Origin of the sequence: Paenibacillus sp. RRE4, from assembly GCF_031844205.1 — a bacterium.
Lineage (GTDB): Bacteria > Bacillota > Bacilli > Paenibacillales > Paenibacillaceae > Paenibacillus > Paenibacillus xylanexedens_B.
The window spans coordinates 37,255-55,464 of the sequence record NZ_JAUZUT010000011.1; the positions used below are offsets into that span (position 1 = coordinate 37,255).

At 44.9% G+C, this 18,210-nt stretch carries 10 protein-coding genes; 6 read left to right on the top strand and 4 right to left on the bottom strand.

From position 1 onward, the window contains the following. The first annotated feature begins 24 nt into the window (after positions 1 to 24). The 4 genes from nasC to Q9R46_RS25615 all read left to right on the top strand — a co-directional run bounded on the left by nasC (position 25) and on the right by Q9R46_RS25615 (position 8,626). Positions 25 to 2,157, top strand: a complete 2,133-nt coding sequence (gene nasC, locus Q9R46_RS25600) for an assimilatory nitrate reductase catalytic subunit NasC (protein WP_311282258.1) — start codon at positions 25 to 27, stop codon at positions 2,155 to 2,157. 317 nt (positions 2,158 to 2,474) lie between these two features. After that, the gene (locus Q9R46_RS25605; RefSeq protein ID WP_311282259.1) at positions 2,475 to 2,894 is read left to right on the top strand and encodes a hypothetical protein; all 420 of its coding nucleotides are present in this window, start codon (positions 2,475 to 2,477) and stop codon (positions 2,892 to 2,894) included. Between the two features lie 36 nt (positions 2,895 to 2,930). Further along, a complete protein-coding gene (locus Q9R46_RS25610; protein WP_311282260.1) occupies positions 2,931 to 7,904 on the top strand; it encodes a DUF4132 domain-containing protein in 4,974 nt (1,657 codons plus the stop codon). 269 nt (positions 7,905 to 8,173) lie between these two features. Continuing rightward, the gene (locus Q9R46_RS25615) at positions 8,174 to 8,626 is read left to right on the top strand and encodes an acetyltransferase (RefSeq protein WP_145332948.1); all 453 of its coding nucleotides are present in this window, start codon (positions 8,174 to 8,176) and stop codon (positions 8,624 to 8,626) included. Positions 8,627 to 8,865: 239 nt separating this feature from the next. On the opposite strand, the gene Q9R46_RS25620 is transcribed toward Q9R46_RS25615, so the two are convergent. The 4 genes from Q9R46_RS25620 to Q9R46_RS25635 all read right to left on the bottom strand — a co-directional run bounded on the left by Q9R46_RS25620 (position 8,866) and on the right by Q9R46_RS25635 (position 10,898). Next, the gene (locus tag Q9R46_RS25620; protein WP_311282261.1) at positions 8,866 to 9,657 is read right to left on the bottom strand and encodes a formate/nitrite transporter family protein; all 792 of its coding nucleotides are present in this window, start codon (positions 9,655 to 9,657) and stop codon (positions 8,866 to 8,868) included. Positions 9,658 to 9,748: 91 nt separating this feature from the next. Then, complete coding sequence (locus Q9R46_RS25625; RefSeq protein ID WP_311282262.1) at positions 9,749 to 10,132, bottom strand: hypothetical protein; 384 nt, start codon at positions 10,130 to 10,132, stop codon at positions 9,749 to 9,751. A 236-nt stretch (positions 10,133 to 10,368) separates the two neighbouring features. Beyond that, a complete protein-coding gene (locus Q9R46_RS25630; protein ID WP_311282263.1) occupies positions 10,369 to 10,653 on the bottom strand; it encodes a hypothetical protein in 285 nt (94 codons plus the stop codon). Between the two features lie 26 nt (positions 10,654 to 10,679). Further along, positions 10,680 to 10,898, bottom strand: a complete 219-nt coding sequence (locus Q9R46_RS25635) for a hypothetical protein (protein WP_311282264.1) — start codon at positions 10,896 to 10,898, stop codon at positions 10,680 to 10,682. Between the two features lie 430 nt (positions 10,899 to 11,328). On the opposite strand from Q9R46_RS25635, the gene Q9R46_RS25640 reads away from it, so the two are divergent. Further along, entirely contained in the window at positions 11,329 to 13,716 is a 2,388-nt protein-coding gene (locus Q9R46_RS25640; RefSeq protein ID WP_311282265.1) for an S-layer homology domain-containing protein, read from the top strand. Positions 13,717 to 13,747: 31 nt separating this feature from the next. Beyond that, positions 13,748 to 18,100: an Ig-like domain-containing protein gene (locus tag Q9R46_RS25645; protein WP_311282266.1), complete on the top strand. Its 4,353-nt coding sequence runs from the start codon at positions 13,748 to 13,750 to the stop codon at positions 18,098 to 18,100. The last annotated feature ends 110 nt before the right edge of the window (positions 18,101 to 18,210 follow it).

Genomic DNA, 18,210 nt, shown 5'->3' on the forward strand with positions numbered 1-18,210 from the left:
AATAACCCGGAAAGGTAGGAGAGCATGATGATGGACGCGGTAAATACAGAACAAGCGAAGTCGAGGTTATATGTAAAAGAGACCCAATGTCCTTATTGCAGTGTGCAATGCAAAATGTCCGTAGAAGAGCTTGCCGCTCCCGTTGCAGGTCAAAAAGTGGCGGAGTATACGGTTCAGGGTGTGCCTAATAAGGCTTCGCAGGGCCGCCTGTGCGTGAAGGGAATGAATGCTCATCAGCAAGTGTTCAGTTCCGAGCGTTTGATGTATCCGCTCATTCGCCGTCAAGGAGAATTGGAGCCATGCTCATGGGATGAGGCAATGCAGACGATTGCTGATCGGTTGCAACAGCTTCAAACGACGTATGGTTCTGATTCCGTAGGAGTATACGGCGGGGGCTCGTTGACCAATGAAACCGCATATCTGCTTGGAAAATTTACACGTATAGCACTCGGCAGCAAGTACATCGACTATAACGGCCGCTTCTGCATGTCAGCAGCAGCTTCTGCCGGCAGCAAAGTTCTCGGAATGGATCGCGGATTAACGTTTCCGCTCTCGGACATCCCTAAAGCAGCATGTATCATTCTGGCAGGAACGAATGTAGCTGAGTGTCAGCCAACGCTCTTACCGTATTTTAATGAAGCCAAGGAAAATGGAGCGTATATTATTGTGATTGATCCTCGCAAGACAGCAACGGCAGCCATTGCCGATCTTCATCTCCAGGTCAAACCGGGTAAGGATGCACTGCTGGCCGATGCAATGCTAAAGGTAATCATGGATGCCGGCTTGGCTGACTCCAGCTTTATTCAGAAACGGACAACCGGATACGAACAGCTTGTGCAGGAGATGGAAAGTCTCAACCTTGAGCAGGCCGCGAAAGCATGCGGGGTTGAAGTGGACTTGATTCGTCAGGCGGCACTGGCTTATGGCGAAGCTCCTATTGGTATGATTATGACGGCACGCGGGGTGGAGCAACAGACGGACGGACATATGGCTGTCCGACATTTTCTAAATCTGGTGCTGGCAACCGGAAAGATCGGCAGAACAGGTTGCGGATATGGCGCAATTACTGGACAAGGCAATGGACAGGGGGGACGGGAGCACGGACAGAAAGCCGACCAGCTTCCAGGGTACCGTTCCATTGAAAATGAGGAAGACCGTGCATATATAGCATCTGTCTGGGGGGTAGACCCCACTCTTTTGCCAGGCAAAGGTGTATCTGCTTATGAGATGATGGAACGTATCCATGAGCAGGACATTCGCGCATTGCTCGTGATGGGTTCTAATCCGATCGTTTCAAATCCCAATGTAAGCTTGGTAGAGGAGGGCTTGCGTAAGCTTGATTTTCTCGTCGTAGCCGATATGTTTCTGTCTGAAACGGCCAGATTGGCCGATCTTGTACTGCCCGTAACCGCTTATATGGAGAACGAAGGCACACTCACCAATCTCGAAGGGCGTGTTCTCCTGCGGGAACAAGGAAGGTCTGCACCGGGGGAGACGTTAGACGATTGGGACATTTTATGCCGGATTGCTGAGAAACTGGGCAAGGGTTCGTTGTTCCAATATGCGAAGGCCGAGGATATTTTCAACGAATTGCGAGTCGCGAGTCGTGGCGGGGTAGCGGATTACTATGGGATTACGTATGAACGACTTCGAAATGAACAAGGAGTCTACTGGCCTTGTCCTTCCGTAGATGAGCAGGGCGAAGGCATGTTGTTTCATGAACGATTTGCTCATGTTGACGGAAAAGCTACGTTTACTTCAGGAGCCAGTCAAGGGTGGGATGATGTTTCGGAAGCTTTTCCCTTGATTCTAACGAATGGGCGTATTCTCGCTCATTATCTAACAGGTGTGCAAACACGCAGAAGTCCAGCACTTGCTGCTCGTGAGTTAGAGAACTTTGTGGAACTGCACCCGTCAACCGCGGCTCGCCATCGCATCCGTGACGGAGAGTGGGTAGAGGTTCAGTCGGCCTACGGAAGCTTCACTGTCCGTTCACGAATCAAGGCATCCATCCGCGAGGATACGCTGTTTGTCCCCATGCACTGGGGTGGAATCCAAAATGTGAACCGGGCAACACGGCCTGATCTCGATCCCTTCTGCCGAATGCCTGGATTCAAGACTGCGGCCGTGAAAATTCAGCCGTTACGACTGGTCTAACCATTGGATCAATGCACTGTTCCAAGAATAAATAGCTGCCCATCTCATGAAGTTTTGCGGGATGGAGCGGCTTTTTGCGTTTTATGTGCAACTCAGCTTTAGTTCGCAGGTTCGATGGAAACATGAATATTGGCCCATGAAAGAGGTGAGTAATTTCGTTATGATGTTCATTAGGGGTACATATGTACGTATTTGTTCTGTTTTACAAGATGTCGCTACAGGGTATTAACTGTTGATGGATAAGGAATCCATATATTTGTAATAAAATGTTTTTTTGAATGGGTTTTAATTGAAGTAACGAAAGGAGGAATGATCCATTGAATGTATGGATTACAGTGAAAAGTCTGGGCAAACGCAAACCGGCTCTTGCGAAACAAGCCGCTGAACTTCCGGAAACAACAAGCACACTTCGGTTGCTTATCGAGAACATGGTTGAACAACAGGTGCAAGCTTTTCGAGAGAGGAAGGACGCAGCCGGGATGCTTGTCTATCTAATGCCCGAAGACATAGACGCGCAGGGCGCTATGGGAAAAGTGGGTTTTGGCACAGTACATGGTGAGGGCAGTCCAGACTTGAAAGAGGCGAAGGAAGCCGCGATGCTCGCCTATGAAGACGGGCTGTACAAAGTATTTCTGAATGATGAAGAATTGGAAGATTTAGATCAACCATTGAACATAGAGGATGGAGCTCATGTGACCTTCATCCGCTTCACGATGCTAGCGGGACGTCTGTGGTAGGTAGAGCAGAAGCAGTATGACAAGGAGGAGAACAGGATGAATCAGGAAGATCAGGTACAGGCGTATATTGAGGGATTACAGGAGAAAGCAGCTACGCTTACAGGGGCAAAGCTGGAAGTAGCGAAATATATGATAACGTTGGCAGAATCAACGTACTTGCGTGGGGATGAAGAAGACTATTTTAATATAGAAAGACAACTTATCAACCTTGCGATCGAGAAGCAACAGCCATTATTTCAGCCAATACTTGAGGTGCTTGAGCACCTGACCTCTGAAGCATTTGTTGCCAGATTCCGCTATATTGCTGAAGGAGCTACGCTGTATCCATATAGTACAAGCTATGAACGCAGACCTTTCCGGACCTCCGATCCAAGACAACATGTCGTTCATGTGCTACGCAAACTGCTCGGTTTATTCCGAATGGAGGCTAGAGGATTTAGTTTGAACGAGTATTTGACCGTTCGTGAGCAAAACATGCTTCATCAGCATGAGTTCCGTTCGGTACTGCCGGACTGTATCGCATATGAACTGGATCATTCGAACATAGAAGTCAAACAGGCACTGCACGATATTATATATGGGGATAACCAGACTGCTTTACTGACCGGAGAGATGATCAAAGGTATCTTTATGAGTGAACAGGCCGAAGCCTATCATATGGTGGGTGAACTCTTGATTGCAGCCAGATTGCAGGAAGGGCTTCGCCAGAGCATTGTGGAACGAATGGACGAAGGTACGTTAGAAGCGTATATTTACATATTAAAAATCATTCTGGACAACAATCTAATACGGTTCAGTTCTGTCGTCAGAGCATTGGGCGTGTGGACAGGGATCGGGATTGAAGCGGCCAACCAGCGTGTGGCAACACAATTACTTGAACAGGTCTACGAAGCGCTAGTACATGAGGATATTCGTGAGGCGTGGAGACAGGAGAAAAATGCTAATAAACTGTACATCAGTCTGTGGGCCACAGCGGTCATTGAAGAGAATGACTTGCAACCTAAGGTTACAGAGATCATGGACCAGGGTGAGATGTACCAGAAGATTGTGGCTCAGTACGTTCTGGCTAACAGCCAGTACTTGGGGCTTCGTCTTGCTATGGCGCGTAATCATCTGGGTGTGCAGCATCCGGAATTAATACACTGGGTTGTGAAAAATTATACGGCGGCGTATTCGCACAATTGGAGCTTTGAAAAGGGGGAGCACCAACGTAGTGTCTATGTACCTCGCTGGGATGTGCTTGAAGATAAACAGGCACGCCACCATGATTTTGATCAATTCAAACAGATGCTGGATTTCATTCCTAAGAGCGGTTCAGGCGGGCCTTCAGGTGTGTTGGATTTTGTGCACTATCAGATCGATAGTGATGACGTCATCAAAAAAATGTTGTATTTGGCTGCTTATGATATGGATGCGGACTGGATTGCTGAGATCATTGCTCTCAAGGATCGATTAAGCCCCGAAATGCGCGGAGAGCTTCTGTCGCAGTTTGTGCAAGAGCCTGATAACGAGGTGCAGCGCCAGTTTGTGTTCGAAAGTTTGTCTGACAAAAGCATGAGTAACCGTGAAAGTGCATTGCAAAAGGTGAAAAAGTTGGTATTAACCGAAGATGAGCTACAGCAGATGGAAGTACTGTTAAAACTCAAAACGGGATCTCTGCGGCAAAAGGTAATTCAAGTTCTGCTGTTACAGCCTGTTGAAAATTTGAAGGATTCAGTTCAGCGATTAATGAAAACCAAGAATGAGCTACAGCGTCTGGGTGCACTTGAACTGTTAACGGAGATCAAAACGGATGCAGCGCGAGTAGAGCAGCTGGAACAGCTCAAGCCATTCGCAGAAGAACTAGAGAAGCCTACAGCCAAGGAACAGAAGCTGCTCGACAAACTGCTGGATGAAGGAAGTCGTTACACGGCCTCCAATGGATATGGTTTATTTGACCCGAATCAACGGCAACCGCTGTTGGATGAAGAACGTGACCTTTCTGGCAACAAACCGAAGGATATATTTAATGGTTCATTGGATAAGATCAGTGCCTTCCTGAAAGGATTAAATGAACTGGTTCATGAGCACAGGGATCATGAATATGTGGTGGAGTATTATGCAGGTTACAAAGATACCCTGTTAGTCGGAACCAGCCTTCGTTCCAAGGTTCCTTATGCCGATCGGTCGAAAATGAAACAACTGGATCAGTTTCCGCTGGATGAAGTGTGGAAGCAATATTTCGAGCAAAACGGTCTAAGCAGTATTGAACTGCTACAGCTATATGTCGAACTGCAGTTAGGCAAGCTGAACAGCACCTTGGATGAACATTACTCCTTTTATCGAGAGCAGTATGATTACGACCAATTAAGGAAGATGCCATTACTAGAGGGTTGGCGCAAAACATTTGCCGAACAGACCTACCCATTGAATGAGATGGTGAAGCTGCACGAGATGATGGGCACACTGCCATATAAGGATCAGGTTCATGCATTGATCTCGGCTGCATTTCTGGATAGTGATTCAGCTGAGATTTTCGAGACTGCAGAGAAGACATGGGCTTCAATTATTTTAAGTATGCCTGCAGAGCATATGGAGAAGGAAATGGGGATGCTTCAGATCTTGACAGACCCATGGAAATATATCGTCCGGAATGCCGTGTATGACGATGCGAGCTTCAAGCGATACTTCCAGACAGCCTATCAATTCTCCGATCTTGTCGAGCCTTACCATCCGTTATCTCTCCTGTCACTCGACGATTTCCTGCGAGCCTATCAATTAGAGCTGATTGATGATCAGGAGATTTACCGTCAGCTGATGGTTGGACAGTCCCGTTATCTGTTCATCCGTGACATGACTTCAGCGCGCACAGAGCAGATCAAAGATGATCCGAAGCTGATTCATCTGCGCGATACGGTGGTCAATCGCATTCTGGAGATTGAACTGACCCGGGGGGAACTATCTACTGAAGTGAGTAATCTGGCTATGAAACTGGAACGCATTGAGAGCATGGAACACTGGGTGCATCTGGTTGCTGCCATGGATCAGGATACGTTTGTTCGTGGGTATATTTATAGTTATGGTGAAGGGAATACAACGCGTAAAGAAATGTTCAGTTATCTGATTAAGCACTGTCATCCACGGGCTGGGGAAGATGAACAGTTGCTGGCGGAATTGCTGCAGAAGTATCCGGTTAAGGAGAAGAAGCTGCTGGAAGCCGCCATGTATGCACCGCAATGGATGGAACTTGTGGCGAAACATCTAGGCTGGAAAGGGCTTCGTAGTGCGGCTTGGTACTTCCATGCTCACATTAATGAACAATTCAGTGCGGAGAAGGAAACAATTGTTGCGCATTACTCCCCAATTACGCCGCAGGACTTTAATGATGGGGCCTTTGATATCGCCTGGTTTGAAGAGGCTTATGCTGAGGTTGGAGAAGAGCGATTCAACCTGTTGTACGATTGTGCGAAGTACATCTCGGGCGGAGCCAACCATCGCAGATCACAATTGTTCGCAGATGCAGCGCTTGGCAAACTCAGTCTGAAGGACATGTATGATTCGGTAGCAGACAAGCGGAATAAGGATCACTTACTGACCTATAGTCTGATTCCGCTGGCAGAGGAACGGGATCGGGATGTAAGAGAGCGTTACGACTTTATCCAGAAGTTTCAGTTGCAGAGCAAGCAGTTCGGGGCGCAGCGGCGCGCGAGTGAAGGGTTGGCTTCCCAGATTGCACTGGGTAACCTTGCACGAAACGCGGGTTATGCTGATGTAACACGTCTCATGTGGGATATGGAAGCGCGTAAGCTGGATGAGGTGAAATCGTATTTCGAACCGTGTGCACTGGACGACGATACGACGGCTCAACTCGTCATTGATGAGGAGGGGCAGTCTGATCTCGTCATTGTCAGCAAAGGCAAAGTGCTGAAGTCAGTTCCGGCTCGTCTCAAAAAGGACGGATACATTGCACAGTTAAAGGAGTTGAAGTCCGATCTGACCGATCAGTATCGACGCGCTAGACAGGAACTGGAGCGTTCCATGATAGCAGGCACGACCTTTGATCGTCAGGAGATCGCGAGTCTGATGCTCAATCCGGTTATTCATCCGCTACTAAGGACGTTGATCTTCAAATCAGGTGAACAGCTTGGAAGATTTGATGTTACCTCCGGTGGATTGCTTGCTCCAGGCACAGAGGGAGTTACTTATGCCTTGAAGGAAGAGGATCAATTGCTGATTGCGCATCCGCTACATTTGTATAAGAGCGGCAAGTGGAGTGAATTCCAGCGTGATCTGTTTGTTCGTCAGGAACGTCAGCCGTTTAAACAGGTGTTCCGCGAACTGTATCTGCCAAATGAAGATGAGCTTGCTCAAGGTATGGTTTCTCGCCGCTATGCAGGTTATCAGATTCAGCCGAATAAAACGGTAAGTTTGTTGAAAAGCCGTCAATGGACGGTAAGTTATGAAGAGGGATTGCAAAAGGTGAGTTATGAGCATAACTTGATCGCTAATCTCTATGCGATGGCGGACTGGTTCTCTCCAGCAGATACAGAGGCACCTACGCTGGAGACCGTTCAATTCTATGATCGTCGCACGTATAAACCTGTAGAATTGAAGGATGTACCACAGGTGTTCTTCTCAGAGGTCATGCGTGATATTGATCTCGTGGTTAGCATCGCACATGTTGGCGGTGTGGACCCGGAAGCAAGTCTTACGACCATAGAGATGCGACATGTCATTGTGAATGAGTCTTTGCGTTTGCTCAAGCTGGATAATGTGCGTTTGGACGGCAATTATGCACGAATCGAAGGTGAACTGGGTGAATATGCCGTTCATTTGGGAAGCGGTAATGTCTTTAAGCAGGCCACTGGTGCAATGTATATCGTACCTGTGCATAGCCAGCACCGGGGAAGAATCTTCCTGCCATTCCTGGATGAAGATCCAAGAACCGCTGAGATTTTGTCCAAAATCGTACTGCTGGCTGAGGACAAGAAAATCAAAGATCCGCAGATTCTCGCACAGCTTCAGCAATAAAAATATATGTGTAGCATTAATATGCCTGAATGACTATAGACCGCCTCACTTGAGGCGGTCTATTGGTCATACCATTTTTTAATGAGAAAAGAAGCGGTGTAATCTATGGATTGGATTGGCTATATAATAGTGTTGTTTGCAGATGTTGAGGATGACAGAATATGTTAAGATATACGCAGGAATCAAGGTACATACGAATGGTACATGAGTAAGTACGGATGGGATTCTGCGCTACATTATGTTTTCAGGCAAAGGAGAGTGCACAAGACATGTTAATGGTACCTTATCGGGAGCAGGATCACGCCAAGTTAGTAGCCATCTGGGAGCGTGCTGTTCGAGCAACGCATACATTTCTGGAGGAGCACCACATTCTGTTTTATAAAAAGATGGTCAGTGAAGCATTGGAACAAAAACAAGTAGAAATATGGGAAGCGCTGGATACTGAACAAGAACCGATCGCTTTCATCGGTCTGGACAATAGCTTTATTGAGATGTTGTTCGTGGACGAGTATTTTCAGGGACAGGGCGTTGGGCGATTTCTGATTCATCAAACGATGAAAATGAAGGGCACTGAGCTTAGAGTAGATGTAAATGAGCAGAATGAGGATGCAGCCCGGTTTTATGAGAAGATGGGATTTGTACAGACAGGACGATCTGAACTGGACAGCTCAGGTAATCCTTTTCCGTTGCTTCATCTGGAGATGAAGCGAGCAGAGGCTTAATTAGGGGAAATCATCTGTCAGGCTTGAGTGAGAATGGTTTAAAATAATTCTCTGAATTACTTCGCATGTTTGATTCAGTGCGGCTATTTCATCAAGCCTGTCGAGTAAAGTGACGACAGGTAAAAGTAAAAACCCCGGTGGTAACTCCTGTATGGGAGTCGCTGCCGGGGGTTTGAGTCTCCCTTACTGGTGAACCGCGGTCATTAAACCGGGCAGGGAGGGGCTATTTTTCAAAAAAATTAATGTGCCTCTTCCTCGTCCAGGAACGGTTTGTTCACTGCATAATACATGAAGCCCATCAGCAACACGCCCCCCACCAGATTACCAAGCGTTACAGGCACCAGGTTGTGAATCACACCACCGAATGAGATCGTGCCCGGGTGGTTTAACACAAGCGCAATCGCAAACGTACACATATTCGCAATGCTGTGCTCATATCCCGAGATGAAAAAGCAGAACACAAAGAGCATCATGGCAAACATTTTGGCACCATTCTCTTTCATAAACATCGGCACAAAGAACGCCAGGCACACAAGCCAGTTACAGAGGATTCCGCGGAAAAAGAGCTGCATCGCCGGGGCTTCCATTTTGTGCTCGACTACACTTAACAAAAAACCGTTTACCTGTGCTGAATCAAACAGTCCCGTCAGGTAGATTAGCAGGGCAAACACCGCCGCGCCCATTAGATTTCCGCTATAGCTCGCAATCCACAGCTTAACCACTTCAAGCCAGCGCAGCTTCTTGCGTAACGCCGCATAAGTGTAATAGAACGTATTGCCTGTAAATAAGTCACCGCCGCCATAGGCAATCAAAATAATTGCCGCACCGAACGTAATGGCCGCCATCGGGTATGTAAACGGGGAATTCTCCATATAGAAGAAATTGCCCGTCTTAAAAGCCACGATGACCCCGAAGCCGATAAACATGCTGGCCAGCATGGAGCGTGACAGATATCGCAGCAAACTTTGCTTGTAAATTTTGTGTTTCTTCAGAGCAAGCTGCTCGACACCCCGTAAACCTTCCGTTTCCATAATTCTCCTCCTGTATGTAATGAATCATCCAACTTTTCTACATTATACCTGTAATTTGCTTCAATAGTTGACCGAAATGAAAGAATTTAAACTATACACCGAAAGGGAACATGCAACTCTGCCAAATGTCATTCAGTTGTGCTTCTGTCGGTTCATGCGGAACATGCTCTTCGGCGTAAGACCGTTCCAGCTTATTGCGCATAAAGGATTCCGCATGGGGATTAGGGCGAGAGTGAAACTGTTTGGCATATTCGCCATGAACGTCTGCTTCTCTCAGTTTGCTTAGTGCACTGTTTAATAAAGGACTGCCTGCATACAACAAAGATTCAGTCTCTTCACATTCGAATTTGAGAAAAAGAAGTGCCTTCTGAATGGCATGAATCTCGCCTTGAGTAAGATGTACTGTTTGAGTCGTTTCTTCTGTTAAACGTTCGCCAGCTTGATCTGGTGATTGCTGTTTGTCGTTCGAATTCATTAATAATCACGACCCGAGATAGATTGAAGTTCCCGTGCTGCCGAAGTACCGAAATCGGGATGCGTTTGCAGTGATTCTAGCGCCAACACAGCCTGTGGGAGATGTTTGTTTGCTTTTACAATATCAAAAGCAGCACTTTGAACCAGGATGTAGGCTTCCGCTTGAATGACATCCAGAGCCAGTCCAATTTCAACTTCGGTAACGGGGAGAAGAGCTAACGCTAGTAGAGCATAAATCTATACATCCTCGTCTTCTTCGGGATTACGTACGAGCTGTATTGCGGCTTCACGGATGTTAGGCAAGAGGGGAGAAGTTTCTGCCATACCGAGGGCACGCCAAGCTTCAATACGTACTAAATCTTCCTCCTGCATATTCATACCAAGAGCAAGGACTTGCGCAGTGAGTTCAGCATCATGTAATTCGATGATCTGACGAAGTGCTTCCTGTTTTTCTCCTGATGTGGCTACATCAAAATGAGGAGATCCAATTGCAACATGTTTTTCTTTATCTTCATTAGACATGTATATCATTCACCTCCTGAATAAGTTCAAGATCTGGGCGGGAGTTGAATTGGGCGTACTTGAAGCGCCTCCTCTATGATCTGCTCCGCGGTTAACTCACGTTCGTCCCAAAAAATCAGATTGCTAACCTCTGCATAAGGCAAAGCCTCCTGCACCTCTGTTAACATATCATCCAACTCTTGCTCCGTCCCTTCCGCGTTCATGATTTTGCGAACTAATACGACGAGATGTTCATGATTGGACATTACAGTACCTCCTGAATAATGAAATGGATTGAATGAATAAGGTGGTGCAAGCCCGTTTAATCCGACATGGGCTGATCCCATGGATCGGGATTAGACAGAAAACTCCATTTATATAGTTCTATTATAACTGAATTAGGGAGGTAAGACTTTGAAGTAGTAAATGAAAGAGTAACTAAACTTCGACTCGATTTATATATTCACATATTATATTCGAATACATTTTTTTGTGTTTATTAGCTAATTATTTGGATGAATTTTCAAAGAATAATTCTGAAAAATCATTAAAAATGATGTTAGCTGAAGCGTTATGATTCTCATTTATTTAAATGTTACTTTATGGATATGTTGCATGTTTTTCTGTTCAGAATTTGTTCAGAATATTCTGCTAGGATATTTGCCGAAAACGAAGTTTTTTTAGGAGGAAAGAACTATGATTTACGATTGGAAAAAAGTTTTGCTCACTGTTACGGCAATAGGATTGCTTTACGGAAATCAAAGTGTGCACGCTGCAGAACAAACAGAATCCACAACGAGTGTATTGTCGAGTTTTTCAGATCAGAAAAATATTAGACCAACATCACTTCAATACGTTCAGGAAGCTGTTAAACAAGGGTTGATTTCAGGTTATCCTGACGGTTCATTCCATCCAGAGCAATCTCTAACACGAAGGGAAATGGCTATTTTATTAGCAAAAGCAACTCAATTAAAGGTTGATCAATCAGCATCTCAAAGTTCCGGGCAAGCAGACTGGGCCTTTCCCTATATTGAGGCAATACGTGCTAAAGGGTGGATGACAGGAGATGCCCAGGGTAATTTTCATGGTAATGACCCCATTCGACGTGAGGAACTTGCTTCTATTCTAGTGAGAGTGACAGGTATACAAGGGATACAGGGAGGGTTGAAACAATCCATCTCAGATGAATCTAAATGGAGTGGGTGGGCAAAGTCGGAGATCCATACAGCTTTAAAAATGGGACTCTTAGAGACTAATGACGGGGTGTTTGACTCCAAAGCTCTTGTCGAGCGTCAGGACATTGCCCAAATACTTGTTGATGTTTTTCAATCTGGGGAACAAACAGCTACATTAACTGATTTGGATGGTGATGTTGCATATATTAATGGACGTCCTTTTGTCATTAGCGGAGAATTGCAAAAGATCCTAAGCACGGGAAACAAAATGGCTTTGCAGAAGGCTGTCGTTACCTATAATGCACAGACACGTAAAATTTCTTCTTTATCTGAGATTCAGTTGATGCAGAAGGGTACAACTGAGAACCCTGTTACTCTGGATACTAGGAATTCCGGGTTTCAAGGTTTAATCTCTGTCGCTGTCAATCATGTTGTGTTAGAAGCTGACTCATTGTCTCAAGTGGTTTTGAAACCTGGAGCGAGTGAAGTGACAATTGACGGGAACGTTGGGGTGTTACGTGTGGAAAATACCGAAAAGATGGTCATAAAGGGAAGTGGTACGTGGAAAGAGATTCAATTAAAAGATCCAAATTCAGTAATTTCATTGCCTGACAGTATAAAAACGAATCAGGTGATACTCCCTGATGGAGGGAAGTTGTCACAAATCATTCGAAATACGCCACAACCCGCGACACCGCCCTCTAGTAATGCAGGGAATAGTCCGTCTGGTTCAGGTTCTAATGGATCAACTGAGCCTTCAACGCCCACACCAGTTCCAACGCCAACACCTGAAACACCTATTGTTGTTGTACCACCTTCTCCAGTAAATCATAAGCCAGTAGTTAAAGCTGCAATTCCTGATAAAAGTGTACTTATGGGAGATAGCGTACAGGATATTGATCTCCAACTTGTATTTACTGATGAAGATCAAGATGAACTCAAGTATGAAATCTCTTCGATTGATTCTACCATTGCTTCTTTGGAGATTGTAGGGACGACCTTAAAAGTACAACCGTTAGCCTTGGGGAATACAAAGATTACAGTGAAAGCTTCGGATGGTAAAGGAGGAGTTGAGAGTGTTTCCTTCAACTATGGAGTACTGCCGAATGTAGTCATACCACCAATTCCCCCAATTAATCCGCCGATTCCACCGATCATTCCAATACCAATTAATCACCCACCGGTGTGGGTAAGGGATATCTCCGATGTGAAAGTGGATATAGGTACAGAGCGTAAACAGGTGCAGTTGGCAGACATATTCAACGATATTGATGGAGATCAACTGATATACACAGCGGATTCAACAGCAATAGATGTAGTAGGAGTCAAAGTAGAAGGAGATATGCTGACCTTGGAGTTCCAAAATAAAACTGGATCGGCTACGGTCACTGTTAAGGCCAAAGATCCTAAAGGCCAGGAGGCGGAGACTACTTTTTCTGTAACTGTAGAAGACCCGGATAAAGGCAAAGGACTTTTTATATCGGAAGTGGTTTGGGGAGATAGTTACGACCAAGCTATTGAACTGTACAATCCAACGTCCAAAGCAATTAACGGAGAAGATATTACTATTGTTCGTAGTGATTCAGTCGATCCGATTACACTAGATTCTGCTATGATCATTGCTTCAAAAAGTACACTTGTGGTTGCGGAAGAACTTAGTATGTCTTTTGATGATGGTTATTATTATGTGAGTCTTCACCTCTCTGGACAAACAGATCCTGTAACGCTGACACTCTATTACAAAGGCAATATTATTGATACTGCATCTATCGTTCCTGCTAAATCCTTATCTAGGAAGAGAGAAACGCTCAAGGGTAGCGTAGGTGAGTATTTATCAGCAGACTGGAACGACATGGGTAGGAATAATTTCGACGATTTGGGTACATTCGCACTCCTAAGCAAGCCATAATTGAGATGAAGCTAACATGAGAAGGAGAAACATGATGCATATAATGAAAAAAACAGCACAGATCGCTCTTGTCGCTTTGCTTTTTGCCCAGGCGTTACCGGTTAATGCCCAAGTTCAGCACCAGAACACAACTGAAAATACAACATTAACCATGAGTGCAGCTAATGAGAATACTGATAAAACATCGTCCAGGGATCAGATGGAAAAAGCTGTGGAGAAAGGGCTTATCCAAGGCAACCCGGATGGTGATCTCCGGATAGATGAGGATATTACACGTCAGGAACTAGCCACTGTACTTGTAAAAGCGCTAGGCCTTCCGATAGAATCCAAACAAACGCAACCATTTGCAGATGTGAAATCAAATCGTTGGTCGGCACCTGCTATAGAGGCAGTTAAAAAGGCAGGATTTGTGAAAGGTGATCAGAACGGACTTTTTCACCCGCAATCAAAGATAACTGGACAAGAGTTAATTTCCATATTGGTACGCGCCATTTCTCAGGATCCACTAACCAATACAAACGAAGATTTACCAACGGATTGGAAAGATGCCAGTACGTGGGCTACTCCTTATATACAAAAGGCTCTGGAGGACAACTTATTAAGTGAGTATACCGGTAAAAATAAAGTGAAGCAGGGGCTGAGCCGGGGGGAAGCTGTTGGTATGATGATGTCGGCTATTTTCCCAGAAACTCGTCTGTCTGTTATACAATCGATTCAAGGAAATCAGGCTCGAATAAATGGTGTAACTTATCGTGTTTCGGAACAGGTTTCTAGTCTCTTGAATGAACGAAATAAGGAAGTTTTAGAGCAAGCGGGCATACAGTTCAAGAGTCAGAATGCTACGATTAATGAGATTAATGTTTTAGAGATCAGATCAGGTGGGAAAGAGCCTGAGGCAGGAAAGGCGGAGTTCAGCAACAATCTCATATTGGATGGGAATAAAGCTATACTACATGGAGATTTGAGAGTCAAAGCTGACTTTATTTCGATTCAGCATGTAACAATGAACGGAAAACTTGTTATCTTACCTGAGTTAGAACATGATTTTTATGCTAAAGATGTGAAAGCTTCAACTGTTTCCGTTCAGGGCGGTGACAGTAACACGGTTGTATTTGAAAATTCAGATCTGACTAGCATGAATGTGAATAAGCAGGATGTGCATGTGGTACTGTCTGGTACAACGACGGCTCGGGAAGTGAATGTGCAGTCAAGTAGCGTCATAGATGTAGACAAGACAGTTAATCTTCCGCTATTGAATATCGTTGAAGGCGCAAGTAGTGTGAAACTAAACGGGACATTGGACACAGTTAAAATAAATACATCCCAGCCGGTACAGCTTAATGGTAATGTTGATCTGAAACAGTTGGCTTTAGATGGAGCGGGTGCGGTCCGTTTAAATACGTCAGGTTCAATCCAACAGCTTTCAGTGAATAATACAGCGGCAAAAGTGAGCATGACGGGCTCTACTCAGATCGCGCAGGTGTCTCTAGCTCCCGGGGTATCGCCCTCGGCTGTGAGCGGCAATACTGGATCAGCGAGTGCTCCTCCTGCATCTTCATCCACAGGAGGAACAAGCGGTGGTGGAGGTAGCAGCAGTACGGGGAATACGACCAATCGTGCACCAGAACTTATGAAACCTTTTGAAAATCGGAAATTTACAGAAAATGGACAAGGAATCTCGCTTAACCTGAATCATTATGTAACTGATCCAGACGGTGATAACCTGACATATACGGTCGTGTCTTCAGCACCTTCTATTGCTAAAGTGATAGTACAAGGCGGGGATCTAGAAATCGTTCCTCTTGCTCATGGCACGGCAACTGTAACGGTTTCTTCAAATGATGGTCGTGGTAAAAGGTTAAGATCTACATTTGAGGCCCATGTAAACGCAGCACCATTTGCATCACTAATTCCCGATCAGGAACTTCGATTAGGGGGAGGTAGTAAAGATGTAGATCTCATGATTTATTTTATGGATGATGAGAAAAGTGAGTTTGAATTGGTGTATAGCGCGACAAGTAGCTCGTCCGACATTGTGGATACAGAAATTGTGAGCTCTGGATTAGGCAAGTCTGTGCTAAGAATGATACCGAAACAAAAAGGCCAAGCCATGCTTAACATTAAAGTGGATGATGGACAAATAGCGGACGATGGAAGTACAGGGGTTACAGAGGTCACTATGAAAGTTGTGGTTCTGCCTTCGCTCAACCGTGCACCTATTGGCGAAGCCCCGATGAAGATCGATACGTTTTTTAAGGATGGCATACCCTTGATCAAGCTTAACGAATACTACACAGATCCTGACGGTGACCCCTTGTTATTTACAGTTCAATCCTCTGATTTGAGTGGCTTAACTGTGGAGGAGAACGATGGTGAAGTCAAGCTGACTGCTCTTCAATTGGGAACATATACGATATCGTACACTGTTAATGATGGCAGAGGTGGAGTTATAAGTGATTCATTTGATGTCCATGTTCAGCTCAGGCCGAATCGCAATCCGGAAGGGGGATTACCTGGCTGGCTTGTTGATTACCAAAATATTTTAGGGAATCCTATTCCATTAATCACTTTAAATAAATATTACTCTGACCCGGACGGTGATTCTCTCACATTCAGTGCAGAATCATCGGATTCAGATGGGTTAGAAGTAGAGAATAATGAGGGTGTACTTAGCCTGACTGCTCTAAGGGTCGGAGACTACACGATTAACATAACAATAGAAGATGGGAAGGGTGGCAAGATCACCACAGCATACCAGTTGAAGGTAAACCCTAAACCGAATGAGAGTCCAGTCCTGATCAACAATTTTCCTGTTCAAAAGCTGTTTTTGGGTAAGGGAGATAAGGTTATTGACCTTTCCATTTATTTTAATGATCCTGATGGGGATGTATTAACCTATACAACACCACTAGATTTTAATAATTATTTTCCCGCGTCTGTGCAAATCCAAGCAGATAAGTTGGTTATTCAGCCAAAACAGACGGGTTCCTTTCAAGTGGCGATTAAGGCATCAGATGTTCATGGGAAGTCAGTGACTGCTTATATGGATATTGAGATTCTGGAAGCTGGAGAAGTTACATCCATTCCGAGTCAAACGATAACTTGGCCATGGTCAGTATTTAATCTTGATTTATCAGCATACCTCGTAAATTTTGATACGGCTTCTACAACGGTGACTGCTTCTTCTAGTGATAACCACATTGCTACAGTCTCCGCTTACGGTACGCAGCTTTCGATTTTGCCAGTGGGAGAAGGTAATACAATTCTGACATTAACGGTGACCGACCAGAAAGGTCGGAGTGAGCAAACATCCTTTGATGTAACTGTAAAAGGACAGGCTGTTGTTCAAAATTCGGCTCCCGAAGTCGTAGCCAGCATCTATGAACAAGTGTTAACCCCGGGCGTAACGAATGACCGTTCATTTGACCTTAGCCAGCTTTTCAGTGATTCGGATGGAGATGCACTGCAATACTCGATAAAGGATAGCTCAAATGAAGCAGTAAGTGCGAGTATCAATGGCAACTTGTTGACTTTGAAGCCTGGAACCGGAAATGCTATAGCTCCATTAACCATTATTGCAAATGATGGTAAGGGCGGAACGGTGGAATATTCTTTTAATGTTCGCACGGCTTCACTGGTGAATGACGGGATAGTAAATGTGAATACGAAGTTAGGAGTCAAAGATGCGCTGACCTATTCAATGGCTTCAGCATTCCCAAATCAATCTAGCTTCGAAATGTACAGCGGTACTCCGGATTCGACTTTCACCGGGCCGGATACGATGAATACGAACCAAATTGCTTTATCCGTCTCTCCATTGCTGTACTGGATCATTGGTAATGATGGAAGAGCCGTGGTTCTTAAGGTGAATTCGCAGCCTCAAGGTTTGCCTGAGTTGTTCTTTTCACAATATGCGGATGCAGGAGACGGGCGCAGTATCGTTCAACTGTATTACACGGGGGACGGAAATACCTCTAATAAGGCAACGGGGTATCAGGTAGAAGTTCATCAATGGATGAAGAAGACATCTACGAAGAAAGTGACAACGGTCAATGTGTTGGATGTTAATCCTAACGTACCATATGTGTTTATTAATTATACGTTTTATGATTATATGGATATTACTCCAGGCTGGTACTACAATGAAGAATTGCAATTGTACAATCCAAATGAGTACAATGTAGTGGCACTGGTACTTAAGAAGGATGGACGAATTGTAGATGTGTTAGGTGATCCCGACTCACACGATCAATTCATGCCTTCAGGTGGAACGTTTATTCGTAAGAGTGGAATTTACACAGGGTCTCAACAATTTTCATTAACGGGTGAATGGAATGAGTTTCCAAAGGGCACCTGGCAGTATGTAGTTACGCACACACCATAGGAAATAATATATTCTCATTAGACTGCAAGTTTTTGTATAACAAAGAAAACCTTCATACCGAATAAGGTACGGAGGTTTTTTATTTGTGTGCTTTATGTAAAATTAAGTAA

What these genes read in the sequence shown, in the direction of transcription:
- nasC (WP_311282258.1), top strand. Translation starts at nt 25, where the DNA reads ATGATGATGGACGCGGTAAATACAGAACAAGCGAAGTCGAGGTTATAT.
- Q9R46_RS25630 (WP_311282263.1), bottom strand. Translation starts at nt 10,653, where the DNA reads ATGTCTAATGAAGATAAAGAAAAACATGTTGCAATTGGATCTCCTCAT.
- Q9R46_RS25610 (WP_311282260.1), top strand. Translation starts at nt 2,931, where the DNA reads ATGAATCAGGAAGATCAGGTACAGGCGTATATTGAGGGATTACAGGAG.
- Q9R46_RS25640 (WP_311282265.1), top strand. Translation starts at nt 11,329, where the DNA reads ATGATTTACGATTGGAAAAAAGTTTTGCTCACTGTTACGGCAATAGGA.
- Q9R46_RS25645 (WP_311282266.1), top strand. Translation starts at nt 13,748, where the DNA reads ATGATGCATATAATGAAAAAAACAGCACAGATCGCTCTTGTCGCTTTG.
- Q9R46_RS25635 (WP_311282264.1), bottom strand. Translation starts at nt 10,898, where the DNA reads ATGTCCAATCATGAACATCTCGTCGTATTAGTTCGCAAAATCATGAAC.
- Q9R46_RS25625 (WP_311282262.1), bottom strand. Translation starts at nt 10,132, where the DNA reads ATGAATTCGAACGACAAACAGCAATCACCAGATCAAGCTGGCGAACGT.
- Q9R46_RS25620 (WP_311282261.1), bottom strand. Translation starts at nt 9,657, where the DNA reads ATGGAAACGGAAGGTTTACGGGGTGTCGAGCAGCTTGCTCTGAAGAAA.
- Q9R46_RS25615 (WP_145332948.1), top strand. Translation starts at nt 8,174, where the DNA reads ATGTTAATGGTACCTTATCGGGAGCAGGATCACGCCAAGTTAGTAGCC.